General features: G+C 50.0%; 13 protein-coding genes, 1 other RNA gene and 1 pseudogene. 2 read left to right on the top strand and 13 right to left on the bottom strand.

From position 1 onward, the window contains the following. Positions 1-130: 130 nt before the first annotated feature. The 11 genes and pseudogenes from VH187_RS19765 to ydiJ all read right to left on the bottom strand — a co-directional run bounded on the left by VH187_RS19765 (position 131) and on the right by ydiJ (position 12,553). A complete protein-coding gene (locus VH187_RS19765) occupies positions 131-628 on the bottom strand; it encodes a fimbrial protein (RefSeq protein ID WP_329703145.1) in 498 nt (165 codons plus the stop codon). 57 nt (positions 629-685) lie between these two features. Next, positions 686-1,192 carry a fimbrial protein gene (locus tag VH187_RS19760; protein ID WP_329703144.1) on the bottom strand — a complete coding sequence of 169 codons (507 nt, stop codon included), beginning with the start codon at positions 1,190-1,192 and terminating at the stop codon, positions 686-688. A gap of 148 nt (positions 1,193-1,340) precedes the next feature. After that, a complete protein-coding gene (locus VH187_RS19755) occupies positions 1,341-1,853 on the bottom strand; it encodes a fimbrial protein (protein ID WP_329703143.1) in 513 nt (170 codons plus the stop codon). A 12-nt stretch (positions 1,854-1,865) separates the two neighbouring features. Continuing rightward, complete coding sequence (locus VH187_RS19750; protein WP_329703142.1) at positions 1,866-2,849, bottom strand: fimbrial protein; 984 nt, start codon at positions 2,847-2,849, stop codon at positions 1,866-1,868. 91 nt (positions 2,850-2,940) lie between these two features. Continuing rightward, positions 2,941-5,487 carry a fimbria/pilus outer membrane usher protein gene (locus tag VH187_RS19745; protein WP_329703141.1) on the bottom strand — a complete coding sequence of 849 codons (2,547 nt, stop codon included), beginning with the start codon at positions 5,485-5,487 and terminating at the stop codon, positions 2,941-2,943. A 34-nt stretch (positions 5,488-5,521) separates the two neighbouring features. Further along, entirely contained in the window at positions 5,522-6,205 is a 684-nt protein-coding gene (locus VH187_RS19740) for a fimbrial biogenesis chaperone (protein WP_329703140.1), read from the bottom strand. Between the two features lie 61 nt (positions 6,206-6,266). Continuing rightward, positions 6,267-6,797, bottom strand: a complete 531-nt coding sequence (locus VH187_RS19735; RefSeq protein WP_329703139.1) for a fimbrial protein — start codon at positions 6,795-6,797, stop codon at positions 6,267-6,269. Between the two features lie 375 nt (positions 6,798-7,172). After that, positions 7,173-7,511 (bottom strand): annotated as a pseudogene (locus tag VH187_RS19730) (transposase); the annotation flags it as partial. 247 nt (positions 7,512-7,758) lie between these two features. Then, a complete protein-coding gene (gene lpxP / locus VH187_RS19725; protein ID WP_329703138.1) occupies positions 7,759-8,676 on the bottom strand; it encodes a kdo(2)-lipid IV(A) palmitoleoyltransferase in 918 nt (305 codons plus the stop codon). Between the two features lie 413 nt (positions 8,677-9,089). Then, positions 9,090-9,500, bottom strand: coding sequence for a 1,4-dihydroxy-2-naphthoyl-CoA hydrolase (gene menI / locus VH187_RS19720; protein WP_329703137.1), 411 nt, complete (start codon positions 9,498-9,500; stop codon positions 9,090-9,092). Continuing rightward, the gene (gene ydiJ / locus VH187_RS19715) at positions 9,497-12,553 is read right to left on the bottom strand and encodes a D-2-hydroxyglutarate dehydrogenase YdiJ (RefSeq protein ID WP_329703136.1); all 3,057 of its coding nucleotides are present in this window, start codon (positions 12,551-12,553) and stop codon (positions 9,497-9,499) included. Before ydiJ ends, menI begins: the two co-directional genes overlap by 4 nt. Positions 12,554-12,778: 225 nt before the next feature. Between ydiJ and ydiK the strand changes: the two genes are divergently transcribed. Then, positions 12,779-13,903 carry an AI-2E family transporter YdiK gene (gene ydiK / locus VH187_RS19710; protein WP_329703135.1) on the top strand — a complete coding sequence of 375 codons (1,125 nt, stop codon included), beginning with the start codon at positions 12,779-12,781 and terminating at the stop codon, positions 13,901-13,903. 193 nt (positions 13,904-14,096) lie between these two features. Beyond that, positions 14,097-14,204, top strand: an RNA gene (gene rprA / locus VH187_RS19705) — antisense sRNA RprA. Here the strand turns inward: rprA and VH187_RS19700 are convergent. Both VH187_RS19700 and ppsA read right to left on the bottom strand, forming a co-directional pair. Beyond that, positions 14,201-16,576: a glycoside hydrolase family 3 N-terminal domain-containing protein gene (locus VH187_RS19700; protein ID WP_329703134.1), complete on the bottom strand. Its 2,376-nt coding sequence runs from the start codon at positions 16,574-16,576 to the stop codon at positions 14,201-14,203. The two genes, rprA and VH187_RS19700, sit on opposite strands and share 4 nt — an antisense overlap. 197 nt (positions 16,577-16,773) lie before the next feature. Beyond that, a complete protein-coding gene (ppsA, locus tag VH187_RS19695) occupies positions 16,774-19,143 on the bottom strand; it encodes a phosphoenolpyruvate synthase (protein WP_329703133.1) in 2,370 nt (789 codons plus the stop codon). Between the last annotated feature and the right edge of the window lie 239 nt (positions 19,144-19,382).

The raw sequence follows: 19,382 nt of genomic DNA, 5'->3' as shown, positions 1-19,382 counted from the left end.
ATCAGGGATGCTTCAAAAAAATGGAGTATGCCGATCCAGAACTGGCGGCTGGCGATGAGCCGTTTTATTATCGAGTTCGGTGACCGCCTGAGCGATCACCTTTAATACGGTGGCAGTTACACAGAATTATTTACAGGGTCTTCATCACAGATGCAAAGGTTCCGGCAACCACATTCCCTTTCGGCGTAAAAATCCTTGCTGAGAGAGGAAATGTCGTTTTATGGGTTGTGGAGTCCACATTAACCAGCATTGTACTGCTATTACTGTAAACAGTATTATGATCTCGACTACTCAAGCGTAGAGCGACATTGCTGCTGGTACCGGAGTTTTTCCAGGCTGTACTATCCTCAATATCCGGCGTTCCAGTAAATATTGCAGTGACTTTACTGGTCCCTGTCGGACAATTGCTAACCAGTAAATCAAAATCACTCCAGACTCCACCATCACCTGCATTAGGTAAATCTTGTTTATTCACCGTCCCCAATTCAACCAGTTTTGTCACCGTACCAGTATCCACCGTACAAGGACTGGCGATGACATTACCAGAAACATTGATGGTAGGATCTGCCTGTGTCATTAGCGGTAATACTGCTAATCCGATCATCCATATACAACGGTATATTTTCATAGTTTGCCTGTATATATCACGACTTACGCCGTGATATATCCTTGATTACTAACAATATCAATTATATGACATGGTCACGACAATGGCACCCGTTATGGTTCCCGGCGTTGCACCGCCGGCACTGGAATAGGCTTTAGCCTGCATATCCATAGTCACCGTGTGATCTGCTTGGACGTCTTGCACAATATTTGTTCCATTACCTTTCCCGAAGCCCGTACTCGTCTGGTATATTCCTATCGCAACGTTTTTGGCTGTTCCATTATTTTTGTAATAACCACCCGCATCCGGGTCTGGAGTTCCTGAGAAAGCGGCACTAACACTCTTCGTTCCAGCAGGGCAGTCGGTAAACTTTAAGCTAAAAGGAACCGCAGTGGATACTGCACCAGCAGCTGAGAGTGTTGCTGCCTGGATATCACCTAGCTTGACATCCAGAGTTGAACTCCCCCCGTTCACGGTGCAAGGTGATGCCACCACATTACCGGTGACATTGATTGTTACGGTATCGGCAGCAAATACTGATGCCGAAAGAGCACACGCCATCATAATAACTAATTTAGGAAACATTTCTCACCTTTATTCAATTTCTTAATTTATAGAATTTAATTTGCAGACACTTACATAAAACCAATAATAGCTAACCGTTCCATCTGAGGCCAAAAGGAATATAAAGCAGCACTTCCTGACATTATAAAATATTAAATACTCTGGACTATTAGTTGTATGTCATTGTTGCAACAATTGCAGACGTAATTGTTCCTGGTGTAGCACCACCAGCACTGGAATAGGCCTTAGCTTGCATTTTCATTGTTGCTGTCCGATCCGCCAGCACTGATTGTGTAATAGTGGACCCCGTTCCTTTTAAATTACCTGTATCAACTTGAATCAAACCGACTGCGACATTTTTTGCAGTACCGGCATTTTGATAATAGCTGGTTCCGGCTACGGGATCAGCGGTTCCCGTGAAGGTCGCTATCACACTATTGGTTCCTGCCGGGCACTCGGTAAATTTCAGATCAAACGCAACCGGCGTGGATGATGTCCCGGCTGCCGAGAGTGTCGTCGACTGAATATCGCCCAGAGGGACGCTTAGACTTGTGCCGCCGCCGTTCACTTTACATGGAGATGCCACAACATTACCGCTGACATTAATTGTTAACGTATCGGCTGCAAATGCTGACGCATTGAAAGCACACGCTATTACTACTACTAATTTACGAAACTCCATTTCTTACCTCTTTTATTGATACGTTAAATTTAATGTCGCAGATGTATTTGCCGACCCCGTTGTTACCGCTGTTTTGGTCTGGTAATAACGGGCTGTTAATGGGAATGTTTCCTGGCCTCCTGATGATAGTTTTAATACAATACGATTGTTCAACACTAACGGCGTGCCGTTATATAAAAGCTGAACACCCACGCCGGTGGCGACTCCCGCATCACCTTGCCCGGTTAAAGCAAGCACACTGGTGGTGCTAACATCTGGGTTTTGGGTGCCGGACAGACTAACGTTGACATTTGCCCCTGCATCGCAATTCAGCCCAAGATTCTGAGTATTTTGTCCATTTGAAGGTGTCGTGCCCACCGTTGTTCCAAAACTTGACGCCAATATATTTCCGATAGGAAAAGAAATATTTGCTGTCGTAATTGAACATGCAAGCGCAGTTACACTTCCACCTGTCGTGTTTAATGTCACACCTTCATGATATTGCCCATCAAAACCGAGCAAATAAAGTCTACCCATAGTTCCAGACGGTAACAAGCCAGATTTAATAGGGCCGGTTTTTATTATTTCCACAGTAGCGCTGTACCCTGGCCAATAGGTATTTCCTACCGGTGCATCTGCAACGTACTTTGGATTATCGTACGTCCAACCAGCCGGCCCACTACTACTATTCCATATTCTGATACCAACACCAGAAAGATTAGCATCATATATATGATTACCAGATGAACTAAGCGTTGAAGAATAGCTCATCTGCAAGCCAAATGTATCTGGTGGTATTCCCCCGGCGGCACATCCATCTGCATACTTATCCGTCCCAGGTGTTTGGAATGTCTTTAATATCGTACCTATGGGTGCATCCCGTTGAACAACGATATTACCTATATCGGATGTTGATGTTTGATGATAAACATTACTACACGTCGCCTCGGTTTTTCCGGCGAGTAAAAATAAAAATACAAATAAAAAATAAAACTTACTAGTAAATGCCCCATTCATAATCCACACCTACGCAATAAATTAGTAAACCAACCGAAAAAATAAAATGATAAACAATAAAAAAACCATTAAATTTCATAGCAAAAGTTACTCAATCACACTGATAAGTGGACACTAAAATACTATGTTCATTGTTTTTTTCAGGCAACGTATAATTCAACATACATTGTTGACTTTTGCTTTCGCCCCATTTCGCGATCAATTTCCCTGTAGCTTTCAAACCTGTTAAATAAACCTGGCCCGCATCACCAACTATAAATACCTGGGATTTATCCTGACCTTCAACGCTAACTATTGCGCCAAACGGTACTTGCTGCCCATTAACCTGATTTAACGTCATTAATACGCGCCCTCCCACATTCGCCACATAATCTGCCCGCACAATCGCCCCACGGGTTGGGATCATGGTTTTGTTGGTGAGTTCAAGTTCCACGTCATTCGGTAACGTGTCGGTTTGCAACTCGACATCATTCTTACGGAAAGGTGACAAGTTGCTAACCGCGGTATAGCCTCTCCAATCGGTTTTAGCCCCGCTCTGGTTCTGAACACTGACCCCCTTGGCACCAGGGGCTTTGATCAGGACATTGGTTTCCCCCAGCGGCTGCGTGAGCGTTACGCCATCCGCATGGGCTAAAACACCGCCTTGCAGACCATAATTCAGCGTTTCACTATTTTTGTCATAACCGTATCCGGCGGTAACTTCACCGTAACTGCCTCTATAATCCCCGTTAGCGCTGCCGGTATTACCGACGCCATCGGTACCGTAACCTTCCTGAACATTCCAGTTCAGCGCATTATTTTCCAATGATGAACCACTCAGGCCTAGCTGATGAGTAGTCCCACTACTTTTACTTGCACTCATGCCATAATTAGCCCACGTATTCGGCATAAATTTCTCTAGTGGAATACTCACGTTCACGGCTAACTGCTGGTCTTTGTCGTAATAAGTCTGACGCCCAGAACCGGTATCGGAACCGTTTTTACTATAGGTATAGGTAACCCCATAATTGATTCCACTCCAGGAGCCGTTGTACCCGGCACTATAGGATTCCATGGTCTTATTGGAATTCCAGTAATCTTCTCGTACCGCGCTCAATGTAATTGAACCTAAATTATTGCCTAAGGCCTGACTCATGGTCAGTTCTGCACGGTTACGGCGTCTATCCTGGACGATGGCATTATCGCTATAGGAATCGAGGACATCCTGCATACTGTAGTAACCGCTGGTAGAATAGCGATAACCTGCAATTGAGAAGTTAGTGCCTGTTTGCTCAAAGTTCTTGCTAAAACGCGCACGCCAAGATTGACCACCGATCTTAGCTCCATCTTTCGGCGTGGACCACGCCTGGATAGCGTCCACAGAAAACGCCCCAAGAATCCCCATGTTTTTACCGACTCCCGCTGCCAGAGACTGATATTTACTGGATTCCTGCAGACCTCCGTACAGGGTGAAGCCGTGCGAAAGACCGTAAATTGCAGTGAGCTGGGCAAAAGGCGTTTTTTCAACGTTGCTGTCATAAGAACGATATTGCCCCCCCGTCACCGAATATTTAAGACGTCCTTCACGTTGCAAAACCGGCAATGAGGCAAATGGCACGACAAAGTGCTGCTCACTACCGTCCGCCTCCTTGACAGTCACATCCAAGTCACCCGCGCCGCCGGTTGGATACATATCCGTAATTTCGAATGCACCGGGCGATACGAAGCTCTGATAAATCTGGTAGCCATTCTGACGAATTACTACTTGGGCATTAGTACGAGCAATCCCCCTTACTACCGGCGCATAGCCTTTCAATGAGTCAGGTAACATATCGTCATCTGAGGCCAGTTGAACCCCACGAAATGGCATACTATCAAACACATCCGAGGGTGCAGTGCTATCACCAGTCGTCAACTGGGCTTTCAGCGGAATAATGTCACGCTGCATATAGGTATAAACGTTATCCCACTTGGCAGTTCCGTTACTGTCACGACTCCAGGTGGTGTAATTACGTAAACGCCATGGCCCAACATTGATCCCTGGGCGCAGGTTGGCATACTGGCTGCTGTCCGTGCCGCCATCGCCATTGCCCCGGCTGCGGTGATTTGAACCACTTAAGCTGTAATTCAGCATTGCCGCGTTAATGCCTTCATCCCACTGTTCCGGGGGAACATATCCACGCGCCATGGGTGACAGAGCGGCCTGAGGAATACTTAGCACGAGACGCTGCGCACCAAATTGAAAATCTGCGCTCGCTTTTGGAATAGCCCCCAGATTGGCACAATTACCTTGCCCGGATAACGCTGGGAACAGTTCAGTTCTAACACCCCAGCGCTTGAGTTGCTCAACACTTAAACAAGGTTGCAGTTTTACATCGTCCCCTTCACCCACTACCTGCTTAAAGTCTATGTCACTAGACTCGACAACTTGATCATCAACAACAATATCTACACGGTAAATCCCTGGTGCCTGCGAACCGGCCTCATAGGCTGACAAATCCGCCTTGCCAGCCCCCGGATTATCAACTTCCAACAGTTCAGGGTTAAAGAAATCACGGGCGTAGACGTTAGTACCGACGCCCCCTAGAGCGATCGTAACCAGTAGCGCCAGCTTAGCTGGTCTTAACTTATTATTTTTAGCACTTATTATTGCAACCATTCCTTTTCCCTCTACGCCTTTTGTCCTTTATGTTTCAAATGTTGCTTTTATGCGCTTCTCCTGGCCCGCCGTAATCATTGATAACTTTAAATACAACAGAACCACCGGTCACACCCAAAGGCAGCATAAAACGCGCGGAAGAACCTGGGAGAACATAGGTTACGCCGTCAATATTTTTGCCTCCGACATTAATCTCATTAAAATTAATAACGTAATTTGAAGGGTTATTAACCTGAATTTGGTTTCCAGATTTTTGCCAAGTCAATTTATCTGCCTGATCTTCCGGGCGAGCTCCTTTAAGGGCGGCAGGTCGATAAATAAGTTTAATTCGCGTTTTGATAGCGATTTGTAATGTATTGACACCTGGAGCTTTACTCGATGACGGAATTGCTTTGATGTTTAACCAATAAAGGCTTTCTTTATCTTGTGGTACTGGCCCTGTAAGTAGAATACGCTCAACGTTTTTCTGCCCCTGATCAAGACGATAAAGCGGAGGTGTAATAACAAAAGGAACTTTCTCAGGGCCACCACTTTGTGTCTCAATCCAAGATTGCACTAAATACGGCATTGTATCTGGATTATTTACACCGATAGAGGCTTCTTTTTTATTGCCATCATAAATTACGCGAGTACCACCAATTACCACACCGGCATTAGCAATAGACACTCCAGTTAGCATTAGACTACAGGCAATTAAAGTTTTACTCAGAAAATTCATTTTTTACCTCAATTAAAGATGGGATCGTTTCCGACCCCATTTCAATTTCCAACAGAGAATATTAGTTGTACACAACTGAGAAGTTCGCTACAGCATTAGCTGTACCTGCGGTCACAGCAGCGACAGTTGACTGATACTGCGCATAGAAATCCAGAGTGTTTGCAGCAGTAGAACTGAGCTTATAGCTATAGCTGTTGCTACCGTGCAATGGTAGACTTGCCTTATCTGCGGTCATCAGATGAATAGCAACGCCTGCTGCTGCATCTTCGTCAGAACTATCAATAGCCAGCAAATCGCTATTCGTCGTTTCTGGCGTACCATCGAAACGAATAACAGCTGTTTTCACGGTGTCTGGACAATTCTTTAAAACAATATTAAATTTAGTTGCGGCGGTGATGTCACCTGCTGCAGCGAATTCAGACTTATTGAAAGTACCCAGAACTACAGTCTGATCCTTAGACGCCACATCAACATCACACGCTGCATCCAGTATTTCACCGGTGAAATTAACAGTGCCCGCAGATGCAAAAGCATGGGACATAGATAATGCGGCGGCGGCTGCAAATACAGCTGTGATCAGGTTCTTTTTCATTACTATTTCCTTTAATAATTTTCAATCAAAATCATTTACAAGCTTTCGCTCATAGAATAATCACCACTCATTCTTGGTTGTGAGACTATTCGTCCATTTGCTTCTTAGCAAAGCACAATTACCCATCATCATTATCTTACGGGGAAGGACCGTATTCATTTGAAATGCTCACGCATAAATTAGTCTAATCCGAAAGTGAACTTGCTTCGCTAGAGCGCAATATATAAGTATAAGCTTAGCACGCCAAAACCTTTTGACGCCAAAAATAGACTTTCTCAGTAATATAACAACCGTTGCAATTTTAGCCCGAATTCGCCTCAAAGCCTCCCAGCTTGTACTTGATCAGCATTACATTGTGGCAGATGCTGTTAAGAAGCCGAAGACATGGTCTAAAGTTGCCACAGGATAACGCGTCCTGATTTTCAAGAACTGCCCAGGGCGTTTGACATCAAGAACACTGCTGATGCAGTAAAATTTCCTTTTATATTTTAATTGGTTATATCTTTTTCTGAACTCGCGCATTTCGATATTTTCAGCAGTTGTCGGCGAGACTTTTAGCTTTTTTCCTGACGCTCATCACGCAGTTGCTTGATCCATTTCGTCATCGTGAAAAGACCAACGTCCAGAGCTTTTGCAGCATCAGAGACGGTGTAATTTTGGTCGACAATCCACTGATCTGATTCGCGCTTTCTCAGGACTGAAATTTCTTCTTTGTCATTGGAGCACCGCTGTTGTTCTGAGGTGAACGTATTACCTTTGTTCAGGTAACCAAATTTACTATGCCACTTCAGCAGTGCTTTCTTCTCTGTCTTTTACGGGAAGGTAGTCGTTAACGACAGCCAGTTTTGTTTCAGAGGAATATTTTGGTTTTGCCATAAAAAACTGCACCTTATTCAGTTGGGTGTCCAACTTTTGGGGTGCAGTCCAAACGCGCACAGGGCTTTGATGGAAAACAGAATGACTATTTGTAGAGCGAGGCCTCACCCGGCGGGCGGGTTTTGAAGCGGCGGTGCACCCAGAGGTATTGTTCTGGCGCGCGGAGGATCTCTCTTTCGATGACTTTGTTCATGTAGCTCGCGGCCAGGTACTCGTCGTCCGTCGGGTAATCCATCATGACGTCGCTGATGTAAAGGTTATAACCTCGGTGGTTGGCTTTGCGCACCATCGTGACCGTCAGCAACGCAGCACCAGAAAGACGCGACAGCACGTAAGTGCCGTTGGTCGTCGCCGCCTGAGGAACAGCGAAGAATGGCGCAAAGGTGCTGCCTTTCGGGCCATAGTCCTGATCGGGAGCAAACCAGACGGCTTCGCCAGATTTTAGAGCGCTGACCAGACCACGTAAATTACGACGGTCGATCATCGCTTTATTGGAGCGAAGGCGACCTTTGGTCTGCACCCACTCCATCAATTTGCTGTTGTGCGGACGGTACGTTGCCATCATTGGGCGGCATAATCCCATCGTTCTGCCGCCGAGCTCCAGCGACATGAAATGCACGCCCACCACCATCACGCCTTTATTTCCTTCCAGCGCTTTGGTCAGATTTTCATAACCTTCTACGTCAAACCATTTTTTAACCCGGGCATCGCTCCAGAACCAGGCCATGCCCGTTTCGATTAATCCCATTCCGAGGGAAACAAAGTTTTGCTCGATTAATTTTTGTTTTGCTTCTTCACTCATGTCAGGAAAGCAGAGGGTTAAATTTCTTGACGCTATTTTTTCTCTTCTTTTCAGAAACGGGCGAGCCGCGCGGCCAAGTGATGAACCGATGATATACAGCAAGGGATAAGGGAGTTGGACTAACAGCCAAAGCACACCCAAACCGAACCAGGTCAACCAGTTGCGAGGGTGGAGCAGCGTTTTGTCGAAGGCTTTTGCCATCGTTAATTCCTGTATACATGTGAACCAGTAACGCATAAGGAAAAAACGAAGGGTTTCATCAATCTTTAGGCGATACGTTTGAATTTTCGCGTCGGTTAAAAGCCAGTTTTAACGCAAACGTCAAAGGTCTCTAATGAAAAAAACGGCTCAAGTAGAGACAAAAGCGACATCCGTCGTGCAGATTAACTGCAACAGTCAGAATGCAACATCTGCCTGTAAAAAGATAGTGAATTAATCTGAAGCTATCCTTAACTGCTCAGTAATAAAACGGGAGCTTTCTTAGGGATTTGCGCTGGTAATCATCACGATGATGATGGGGTATTCCAACAACGAAATACGCCGCGCCCGTTAGTCCGAAAGTAGACAAAAAGCACCATAATGAGGTGCTTTTCACCCGCGCTTATTTAACGGTGCTAAACCACCGCTGTCGTCAGTCTCGAGGAGCAGCATAATTTGCCTTCCTCATCGAAAATCTCTATCTGCCAGACTTGATGACGGCGACCCGCGTGAAGGGCTTTACAGACGCCCCGCACTCGTCCTCCTCTTACAGAACGAAGATGATTGGCGTTGACCTCAACACCGACGACTTTCTCGTTGCCTTCGGTACACAAATAACCGGCAACCGAGCCCAACGTTTCGGCCAATACCACTGATGCGCCACCGTGCAGCAGACCAAACGGTTGATGGGTACGGCTGTCAACCGGCATGGTCGCTTCCAGCACATCGTCTGTCAGTCGTTCGAAACGAATATCCAACAAACCGACCATGTTGCCTTCGCCCATTGCATTCAATGCGTCCAGCGTCGCGTTACGTTTCCAGATCATCCCATTATCTCCAGTAAAGCCTGCAACGGATGACGTACCCCACTGCCCTCAACTCGTTTCACCTGGCTTCGGCATGAATATCCCGTCGCCAGACAACGATTACGCGGCAAGCGCTGCATCGCTTGTTGCCAGGACAATGCGTAAATGCCGAGTGAATTAGCATGGTTCTTCAGCTCATGACCGTAGGTTCCCGCCATGCCGCAGCAGCCGACGCTAACACTTTCCAGTTTTGCGCCAAAACGCGCGAAAATAGCAGCCCATTGTTTCGGGGCCATCGGCAGCGCAGTGACTTCCGTACAGTGACCGAACAAATACCAGGCTTCGCCGCTGACATCCTGCGTTTCGGCATCTTCCAGCGCTTTCGGCAGCCACTCATGCACCAGTTGCACCTGGAAATCCCCGCGTTTTTCGCCCAATGTCTGCTTGTATTCGTCGCGATAACAGAGCACCAGCGCCGGGTCGACCCCGACCATCGGCATATCCAGTTGCGCGACGCGATTCAGAAAATCTGCCGTTTTCTGTGCCGTTTTCGCAAAGCGTTCCAGGAACCCTTTAATGTGCTGCGCTTTGCCGTTCGGCGAAAACGGCAGAACCACCGGCTGGTAGCCCAGACGTTCAACCAGCCGTACAAAATCAGCCACCACCTGCGCATCGTAGTAACTGGTGAACGGATCTTGTACCACCAACACCATCTTCGCTTTCTGTTCCGGACTGAGCGCTTCCAGCTGTTCAAGCGTGAGATTCGCCGAGCGGTGGCCGACCATTTGTTGTTGAAGCGACGGCGTGGACAACAGCGGCAGGTCAATCATGCCGATGTGTTTTTTCGACAGACTTTTCACCCACGGCTGGCTAATAAAGAAGTTGAAGGTTTTCGGCGCGCGCGCCATCAGCGGCGCATAACCTTCCACTGTCGCCACCACGTGGTCACGCAGCGGACGCAAATAACGAGTGTGATAGAGCTGCAGGAAACGCGAACGGAACTCTGGCACATCGATTTTGATCGGGCATTGTGTTGAGCAGGCCTTGCACGCCAGACAACCGGACATCGCCTCTTTCACTTCGTGAGAGAAATCGTATTCGCCTTTATTGGCATGCCAGCTGTTGCGCGTGCGTTCAATCAGCGAACGCAAACTGGCGCGTTTTCCGGGCAACTCTTTTTCCAATTTCAACGGATCAACGCCGCGATCGGCAAGCAGACGCAACCATTCACGCACCAGCGTGGCACGGCCTTTCGGCGAGTGCATGCGGTTGCTGGTGATTTTCATCGACGGACACATTGGGCTTTTTGCGTCGAAGTTAAAGCACAGACCGTTGCCGTTACACTCCATCGCGCCACGCCAGGAAGAGCGCACGGCAATCGGGATTTGTCGGTCAAAAGTGCCGCGTTTCACCGCGTCGACCTTCATCATTGGCGCATCAACGCCTTCCGGTGGACAAATTTTCCCCGGATTGAGGCGGTTATTTGGGTCGAACGCCGCTTTTACTTTTCGCAGTTCGCCATATAACGTTTCACCGAAGAAAGCCGGACTGTATTCCGCCCGGAAACCTTTCCCGTGCTCGCCCCACAGCAGACCGCCGTATTTCGCCGTTAGTGCCACCACCTTATCGGAAATCTGTTTCATTAAGATTTCCTGCTGCGGGTCGCACATGTCCAGCGCCGGACGAACGTGCAACACGCCCGCATCGACGTGACCAAACATGCCGTAACTCAGGCCATGGCTATCCAGCAGCGCGCGAAATTCGACGATATAATCCGCCAGATGTTCCGGTGGCACGCAGGTGTCTTCCGCAAAGGGAATGGGCTTAGCGGCGCCTTTCGCATTGCCGAGCAGGCCAACCGCTTTTTTACGCATCGCATAAATACGCTCGATGCCGTCCAGTTCGTTACACAACTCCCAGCCGATCACGCCGCCCTCACCTGCGCTAATCAGCGCATCAAGCCGATGACACAGCGCACTCACCTGGCTTTCAATAAGCGCTTCATCGTCGCCAGCGAACTCCACAATATTCAGGCCGAGCATCTCTTTGTCCGGTACGTCAGTGATGAGCTCGTTAACGGAGTGCCAGACGATATCTTCGCGCGCCAGATTCAGCACTTTTGAATCAACGGTTTCCACTGACAACGCGCGAGCATCGACCATGAACGGCGCATTACGCAGCGCCGAGTCAAAGGAGTCGTATTTCACGTTTACCAGACGGCGCACTTTTGGCAAACGCGTAATGTCCAGCCGCGCTTCGGTAATGAACGCCAGCGTGCCTTCCGACCCGGTCAACACACGGGTCAGGTCAAACTCGGTCATCTCATCATTAAACACATGACGCAGATCGTACCCGGTCAGGAAACGGTTCAGTTTGGGGAATTTGTCGATGATGAGCTGACGATTTTCTCTGCAGCGCTCGTAGACTGTGCGGTAAATACGCCCGCTCGCGGATTGTTCTTTCGCCAGCGTTTCCGCCAGCATCACCGGCACAGGCTGCGTATCAAGAATGTCGCCGCCGAGAAGCACTGCACGCACGCCGAGAACGTGATCGGAGGTCTTGCCGTACACCAGCGAGCCTTGCCCGGATGCATCGGTATTGATCATTCCGCCCAGCGTCGCGCGATTACTGGTTGAAAGCTCGGGCGCAAAGAAATAGCCGTAAGGTTTCAGGTATTCATTAAGCTGATCTTTGATAACGCCCGCCTCCACGCGCACCCAGCCCTCTTCAGGGTTAATTTCGATGATGCGATTCATGTGGCGGGACATATCAATAATGATGCCCTGGTTCAACGCCTGACCGTTGGTGCCCGTACCGCCACCGCGTGGGGTAAAGATTAATGAACGGAAGCGCTCGTCATCGGCAATGCGTGAAAGCAATGCGACGTCGGCGGTTGAACGAGGGAAAACAACAGCATCGGGGAGAAGCTGATAAATACTGTTATCCGTCGCCATCGTTAGCCTGTCGGCATAACGGGTGGCGGTATCGCCGGTAAAGCCTTGTTGCTCCAGTGCCTGCAAAAAATTCAGCACCAGTTGAACGACACCGGGTGCCTGAGAAATTTGTGGGATCATGACGCTCGACCCTGACTAAGTTGTGTTGATGATGAGGTGTTATGCACGATTATATTGTTTCTGTTTTATCGTTTGCGTATAGCCTAATCGTTGTATCACATTTTTTACTTACACGCTTATCGGATTTCAAGGCGATCATGGTCACGAAATTGTTGATATTATTATCAGTAAATGGATTTCTCATCGACGCCCCGCTTTGGGCGTAAACACAAAGGTACCAAACCTATGACAACCCTTCATCAGCCCCGTGATATACCGCAGATCCTGCTATCGGTGCTGTTTTTAAGCCTCATGATCGTGGCCTGTTTGTGGATAGTTCAGCCCTTCGTTCTCGGCTTTGCCTGGGCCGCGACGATTGTTATTGCCACCTGGCCAATTTTGATCAAGCTCCAGCGTCTTCTTTTTGGTCGCCGCTCGCTGGCGGTACTGGCGATGACACTGCTGCTGTTTTTACTGTTTGTCATCCCGATTGCGTTGCTGATTAACAGCCTGATAGATGGCAGCGTCCCGCTGGCTCACGCCATCACCACGGGCAATATTGCCCTGCCTGATCTCGGCTGGTTAAAGAGTGTTCCGCTGGTTGGCGCGAAGTTGTACTCCGGTTGGCACAGTCTGCTGGACATGGGCGGCACCGCGATTATGGCAAAAGTGCGCCCTTATATCGGCACCACCACAACCTGGTTCGTCGGCCAGGCGGCACACATTGGTCGCTTCCTGATGCATTGCGGTCTGATGTTGCTGTTCAGCGCCCTGCTGTACTGGCAGGGTGAGAAAGTCGCTCATGGCGTGCGCTATTTTGCTACTCGTCTGGCGGCAAAACGTGGCGATGCCGCCGTACTGCTGGCGGGTCAGGCAATCCGTGCTGTTGCACTCGGCGTAGTCGTGACGGCGCTGGTTCAGGCGGTTCTCGGCGGTATTGGTCTGGCTATTTCTGGTGTGCCTTACGCCACGATTTTGACCGTTGTGATGATTTTCTCTTGTCTGGTGCAGCTCGGTCCGTTGGTGGTGCTCATCCCTTGCATCATCTGGCTGTACTGGACCGGTGACACCACCTGGGGCACCGTGCTGCTGGTATGGAGCTGTGTCGTCGGCACCATGGATAACTTTATCCGCCCGATGCTGATTCGCATGGGTGCCGACCTGCCAATGGTGCTGATCCTGACCGGCGTTATCGGCGGTTTGATTGCCTTCGGCATGATCGGCCTGTTCATTGGTCCGGTGCTGCTGGCTGTCTCCTGGCGTCTGTTTGACGCCTGGGTGCGTGAAGTGCCACCGCCGTCGAACGATCCTGAAGAAGTACTTGGGGAACTCGAGAGTTTAGAAGCGAGTCACGAGAAGCTCGACAACTGATAATCACAGGCCCAAAGCATTCTAGCTTTGGGCCTAATACATAAGCATTACTTATCGTTATTCTGCTCTCCCCCTCTCTTTCCGCTCGAAATCGTCAACCACCCACCGTTTCACCTCGCAAAACCTTTACGTTTTTTTAACGATTAAGACCAATCTGATCGACGCAAAAATTCCTCATGCCTACTATTAGCTCACGGTTATAGATCAACACCTTGATTTATAAGCATGGAAATCCCCTGAGTGAAACAACGAATTGCTGTGTGTAGTCTTTGCCCATCTCCCACGATGGGCTTTTTTTTAAGCTTTTTTCACCTCACAGCGACTCATCATCTGCCAGTATTTCGGCAACTCTCGCGCCGTGCCGCTGACGTTTGCCGTTACCGTCCCGTGAATATCTGCCGAAGATGATCCGACCATCAATTCAAATTCACCCGGTTCGACGATGCGTTTGCCACGCCGATCGGTGAAATTCAACATATCGACAGGCACATGGAATGTCAGTGTGGCGGACTCGCCAGGTGCCAACATCACACGCTGGAAGGCTTTCAGCTCTTTCACCGGGCGCACCATCGATGCCACTTTATCGTGAACATACAACTGCACCACTTCACTGCCGTTGCGCTCGCCGTTGTTCGTAAGCGTAACTCGCACTGCAATTTCCCCATCAGTTTCTACCTCTGGCGTTAATAGTTCAGGCTCACTCCACTGGAACGTTGTCCAGCCTTTGCCATAACCGAACGGATAACGGCTGCCGAAGTGGAAGGCAAAGGGTGTACCGCCGCTTTTCAGTTTGTGATTGTAGTAATACGGCATCGCGCCCGCGCTTTTCGGGATGCTGACCACCAACCGTCCTTGCGGCTCAGCCTTGCCGGTCAATACATCAGCAATCGCCCAGCCACCTTCCTGGCCAGGAGCCCAGGCCATCAACAACGCTGCAACTTTATCTTCCAACCCTTGCAGGTTGTAAGGTCGCCCGCCTGTCATCACCACAATCACTGTTTTGCCTGTCGCCACCAGCGCGTCTAAAAGCTGTTGCTGTACGCCCGGTAAATTCAATGAATCGGTGTCTGACCCTTCTCCCACCGTACCGCTCTGGAACAACCCAGCCAAATCACCGACACAAGCGATGACAACGTCACTTTCCTGCGCCACGCGCAGCGCTTCGGGAATGAGCGATGTATCCAGGGAAACCGGGGAGTGTTGGATAGGTTTTCCGCTGCTGTCGCCTGGGAATACCGGTGCGCCCGCCATTCGCTTTTCAATGATATGGCAGCCTTTGGCGTAACGAACCTGTTGCTCACCCAGCGTCTGACGCAACGCATCAAGCGGTGTGGTGACCTGTGACGTTTGCTCCAGCATATCGCTGATGATCAGATGCACCGGGAAACTGTAGCCACTCAACAAAGCCAGCGGATCGTCAGCCGTTGGGCCAATGACCGCCACGCGAGGCTTATCTCGTAACGGCAGAACCCCTTTGTTTTCAAGAAGTGTTATTGAACGGGTTGCCACGTCTCGCGCCGCCTGACGAGTTTTCGCACTCTGTAATTCAATCGCGTTTTCATCAGTGTACGGTTTTTCAAACAGCCCAAGCCGGAATTTTTCGGTCAGCGTTCGCGCCACGATCTCGTCGATTTTACGCATCGAAATCAGCCCACGTTCAACGGCTTGCGCCAGATGACGCGCGCAATCATCCTTCGGCAGCTCAACGTCTAACCCGGCGTTGAATGCCAGCGCTGCGGATTCTGCGGCATCATTTGATACGCCGTGATGCTGATGCAGAAGGCTGACGCCACCGTAATCGGCAACGATAATGCCGTCAAATCCCCACTGTTCGCGCAAAATGTCGGTCATCAGGAACGCATCACTGTGGCCGGGCTGATTATCAATGTCGTGATAAGCCGGCATCACGGATCCGGCATTTGCCAGCTTCACCGCCATTTCAAACGGCAACAGGAAAGTATCGTTAAGCTCGCAGAAACCCAGGTGTACCGGGGCATGATTGCGCGCACCTTCGCTGAATGAATGTCCGACATAATGTTTCAGTGTCGCGAGCAGGTCACGTTTGTCACCCTGCAAACCCTCGACATACGCGCAGGCCATCACCCCCACCAGCCACGGATCTTCGCCAAAGGTTTCTTCTGTTCTTCCCCAGCGCACATCGCGGGAAACATCTAATACTGGCGCAAGGCCCTGATGACACCCGGTGGCGCGCGCCTCTTCACCAATGCATTCGGCGGCATGACGAATCAACGCCGGATCCCACGTTGAACCGTAATTAAGCGAGGATGGGAAAAGCGTTGCGTCTTTGCACAATAAGCCGACCAGACACTCTTCGTGAAACAGGGCCGGAATACCAAGGCGAGTCTCTTCCACCAGCATTTTTTGCAGGCGATTGGCCGCACGCACGCCGGTTTTTGCATCAATAATATGGGTGCCAAGCGGGCGCGTAATTTGCCCTACGCCGAGTAACAGACGTTCGTTGAGCGATGCTTGTGCCGATATCCCCGCAAATTCATCACTCATATCGCTGCGCTCACGATGTTCGCCGGTTTCGCTCAATACCAGCCAGTAGGCGTGCATCTGAGCAAACTTTTCTTCCGGCGTCATGCGTGCCAGTAAATCGGCGACGCGTTCGGCGACAGGACGGCGAGCATCTTTATACAGTGCGGTCATTAACTTCCCCTCAGTTATGTTTCACTTTGCTGAAGTAAAGTATTCCGGTCCGCAAGGTTGACGACAATTGTCGAAATTCACAGCGAAGTTACGTTTTTTCGTTTTGTTTCAATTCTGTGAAGCCGCTCGGGAAAGCATGTAACGCGCAGAAAAAAGCCCCGGTCGTCTGGTGAACGGCCGGGGCTGGACTGGCTTAATTATTTACGCAGTTCGGCGAGGCTCAACCATGTCTGCACCACGGTATCCGGGTTCAGCGACAGGCTGTCGATCCCCTCTTCCATCAGCCATGCAGCAAAGTCTGCATGGTCGGACGGGCCTTGCCCACAGATGCCCACGTATTTCCCCTGCTTCTTCGCCGCACGAATCGACATCGACAGCAGCGCTTTCACCGCGTCGTTGCGTTCATCAAACAGCTCAGATACCACGCCGGAGTCACGGTCGAGGCCAAGCGTCAGTTGGGTCATGTCGTTGGAGCCGATAGAGAAGCCGTCGAAGTGTTCGAGGAACTGCTCTGCCAGCAAGGCATTGGACGGAATTTCACACATCATGATGATTTTGAGGCCGTTCTCGCCGCGTTTCAGCCCCTGGCGCGCCAGTTCATCAATTACCGCTTTCGCCTGGTCGACGGTGCGCACAAACGGGATCATGATTTCGATGTTGGTGAGACCCATTTCGTTACGCACGCGTTTCACCGCGTCGCACTCCAGCGCGAAACAATCACGGAAGCTATCGGCCACGTAACGCCCGGCCCCACGGAAGCCCAGCATCGGGTTTTCTTCCTCTGGCTCGTAACGTTCGCCACCAACGAGGTTGGCGTATTCGTTCGATTTAAAGTCAGAGAGGCGCACAATCACGCGCTTCGGATAAAACGCCGCGCCGAGTGTAGCGATCCCTTCAGTCAAACGACCGATATAGAACTCTTTCGGTGAGTCGTAGCCCTTCATCATTTCGCGGATTTCGTTTTGCAGCTTTGCGTCCTGGTCGTCAAACTCCAGCAACGCACGCGGATGCACGCCAATCATACGGTTAATGATGAATTCGAGACGCGCCAGGCCTACGCCTTCGTTCGGCAGGCAGGCAAAATCAAACGCACGATCCGGGTTGCCGACGTTCATCATGATTTTAAGCGGCAGGTCTGGCATGGTGTCGACGCTGGAACTCTTCACGCTGAAATCGAGCATGTCGGCATACACATAACCGGTATCACCTTCGGCGCAGGATACGGTGACTTTCTCGTCATCTTTCATACGTTCGGTGGCATCACCGCAGCCGACAACCGCAGGGATCCCCAATTCACGCGCGATAATGGCCGCGTGACAGGTACGTCCGCCACGGTTGGTAACAATGGCGGCCGCTTTTTTCATGATCGGTTCCCAGTCCGGGTCGGTCATGTCAGTCACCAGCACATCGCCCGGCTGGATACGGTTCATTTCACTGATATCGTGAATGACTTTCACTGGACCTGCGCCGATGCGCTGCCCGATAGCACGGCCTTCGGCAATAATTTTGCCCTGCGAATGCAGCGTGTAACGCTCCATCACCTGACCACGCGAACGCACGGTTTCCGGGCGCGCCTGCACAATAAACAGCTTGCCAGTGTGCCCGTCTTTCGCCCACTCGATGTCCATCGGACGACCGTAGTGTTTTTCAATCTGCACAGCCTGTTTCGCCAGTTCCTGCACTTCTTCGTTGGTCAACGAGAAGCGATCGCGTTCGGCCTGCGGCACATCTTCAATGCGAACCTGTTTACCGTGCTCCTGCGTTGGGGCATACACCATACGGATCTTTTTCGAGCCCATGGTTCGGCGCACAATCGCCGGGAGTTCTTTCGCCAGCGTCGGTTTGTGAACGTAGAATTCATCAGGGTTAACCGCGCCCTGCACCACCATTTCACCAAGGCCAAAGGCGGAGGTGATAAACACCACCTGGTCAAAACCGGATTCAGTATCGATGGAGAACATCACCCCAGCAGACGCCAGATCGGAACGCACCATGCGCTGCACGCCCGCAGAGAGTGCCACGCCACGATGGTCGTAGCCCTGATGTACACGGTAGGAAATCGCTCGGTCATTGAACAGCGAGGCAAACACATGCTTCACCGCTACCAGGACAGCGTCATAACCCTGCACGTTGAGGAAAGTTTCCTGCTGCCCGGCAAACGAGGCATCCGGCATATCTTCGGCGGTGGCGGAAGAACGCACGGCGAATGACGCATCGGCATCATCAGCAGAGAGCTGGTTATAAGCCTGATGAATGGCTTGCTCCAGTTCAGGGGTAAAAGGTGTGTCGATAATCCATTGACGGATCTGCGCCCCGGCTTTCGCCAGCACCGTTACGTCGTCAATGTCGGTTTCATCCAGCAGCTGATAAATACGCTGATTTACGCCACTCTGGTCGAGAAACTGATTGAAAGCCTCTGCCGTCGTAGCAAACCCGTTGGGGACCGAAACGCCCAGATCGGACAGATTGGTAATCATTTCCCCCAGGGAGGCATTTTTACCCCCAACGGTGTCTACATCATTCATGCCGAGTTGGTTGTACCAAAGCACCAGAGCATTGTCAGACATCGAAACAATCCTTTCATAAATTAAGAAAAGTGCCAGAAGCTTCACTGGCGTCGTTTATTATCCTGCCATAATTACGCTGCGTTAAAAAAAGGTGAATCGTTCAAGCAACTTTATTTTTTACTTTTTCAGACAGTTCCACGCACATTCCTAACCCCATGATTCATCAGCAATCCCACAAAAACCACTGGTCTATCCTCTTCATTCTTAAAATGAACACCCCTTTTCATTAAAAATAAAAA

Source organism: Scandinavium sp., from assembly GCF_036271055.1.
Taxonomy (GTDB): Bacteria; Pseudomonadota; Gammaproteobacteria; order Enterobacterales; family Enterobacteriaceae; genus Scandinavium.
This window is presented reverse-complemented; position numbering and strand designations above follow the sequence as displayed.

Coding starts and splice junctions, on each gene's coding strand:
- ydiJ (WP_329703136.1), bottom strand. CDS start 12,553: ATGATCCCACAAATTTCTCAGGCACCCGGTGTCGTTCAACTGGTGCTG.
- menI (WP_329703137.1), bottom strand. CDS start 9,500: ATGATCTGGAAACGTAACGCGACGCTGGACGCATTGAATGCAATGGGC.
- lpxP (WP_329703138.1), bottom strand. CDS start 8,676: ATGGCAAAAGCCTTCGACAAAACGCTGCTCCACCCTCGCAACTGGTTG.
- VH187_RS19750 (WP_329703142.1), bottom strand. CDS start 2,849: ATGAATGGGGCATTTACTAGTAAGTTTTATTTTTTATTTGTATTTTTA.
- VH187_RS19740 (WP_329703140.1), bottom strand. CDS start 6,205: ATGAATTTTCTGAGTAAAACTTTAATTGCCTGTAGTCTAATGCTAACT.
- VH187_RS19760 (WP_329703144.1), bottom strand. CDS start 1,192: ATGTTTCCTAAATTAGTTATTATGATGGCGTGTGCTCTTTCGGCATCA.
- VH187_RS19765 (WP_329703145.1), bottom strand. CDS start 628: ATGAAAATATACCGTTGTATATGGATGATCGGATTAGCAGTATTACCG.
- VH187_RS19755 (WP_329703143.1), bottom strand. CDS start 1,853: ATGGAGTTTCGTAAATTAGTAGTAGTAATAGCGTGTGCTTTCAATGCG.
- ydiK (WP_329703135.1), top strand. CDS start 12,779: ATGACAACCCTTCATCAGCCCCGTGATATACCGCAGATCCTGCTATCG.
- VH187_RS19745 (WP_329703141.1), bottom strand. CDS start 5,487: ATGGTTGCAATAATAAGTGCTAAAAATAATAAGTTAAGACCAGCTAAG.
- ppsA (WP_329703133.1), bottom strand. CDS start 19,143: ATGTCTGACAATGCTCTGGTGCTTTGGTACAACCAACTCGGCATGAAT.
- VH187_RS19700 (WP_329703134.1), bottom strand. CDS start 16,576: ATGACCGCACTGTATAAAGATGCTCGCCGTCCTGTCGCCGAACGCGTC.
- VH187_RS19735 (WP_329703139.1), bottom strand. CDS start 6,797: ATGAAAAAGAACCTGATCACAGCTGTATTTGCAGCCGCCGCCGCATTA.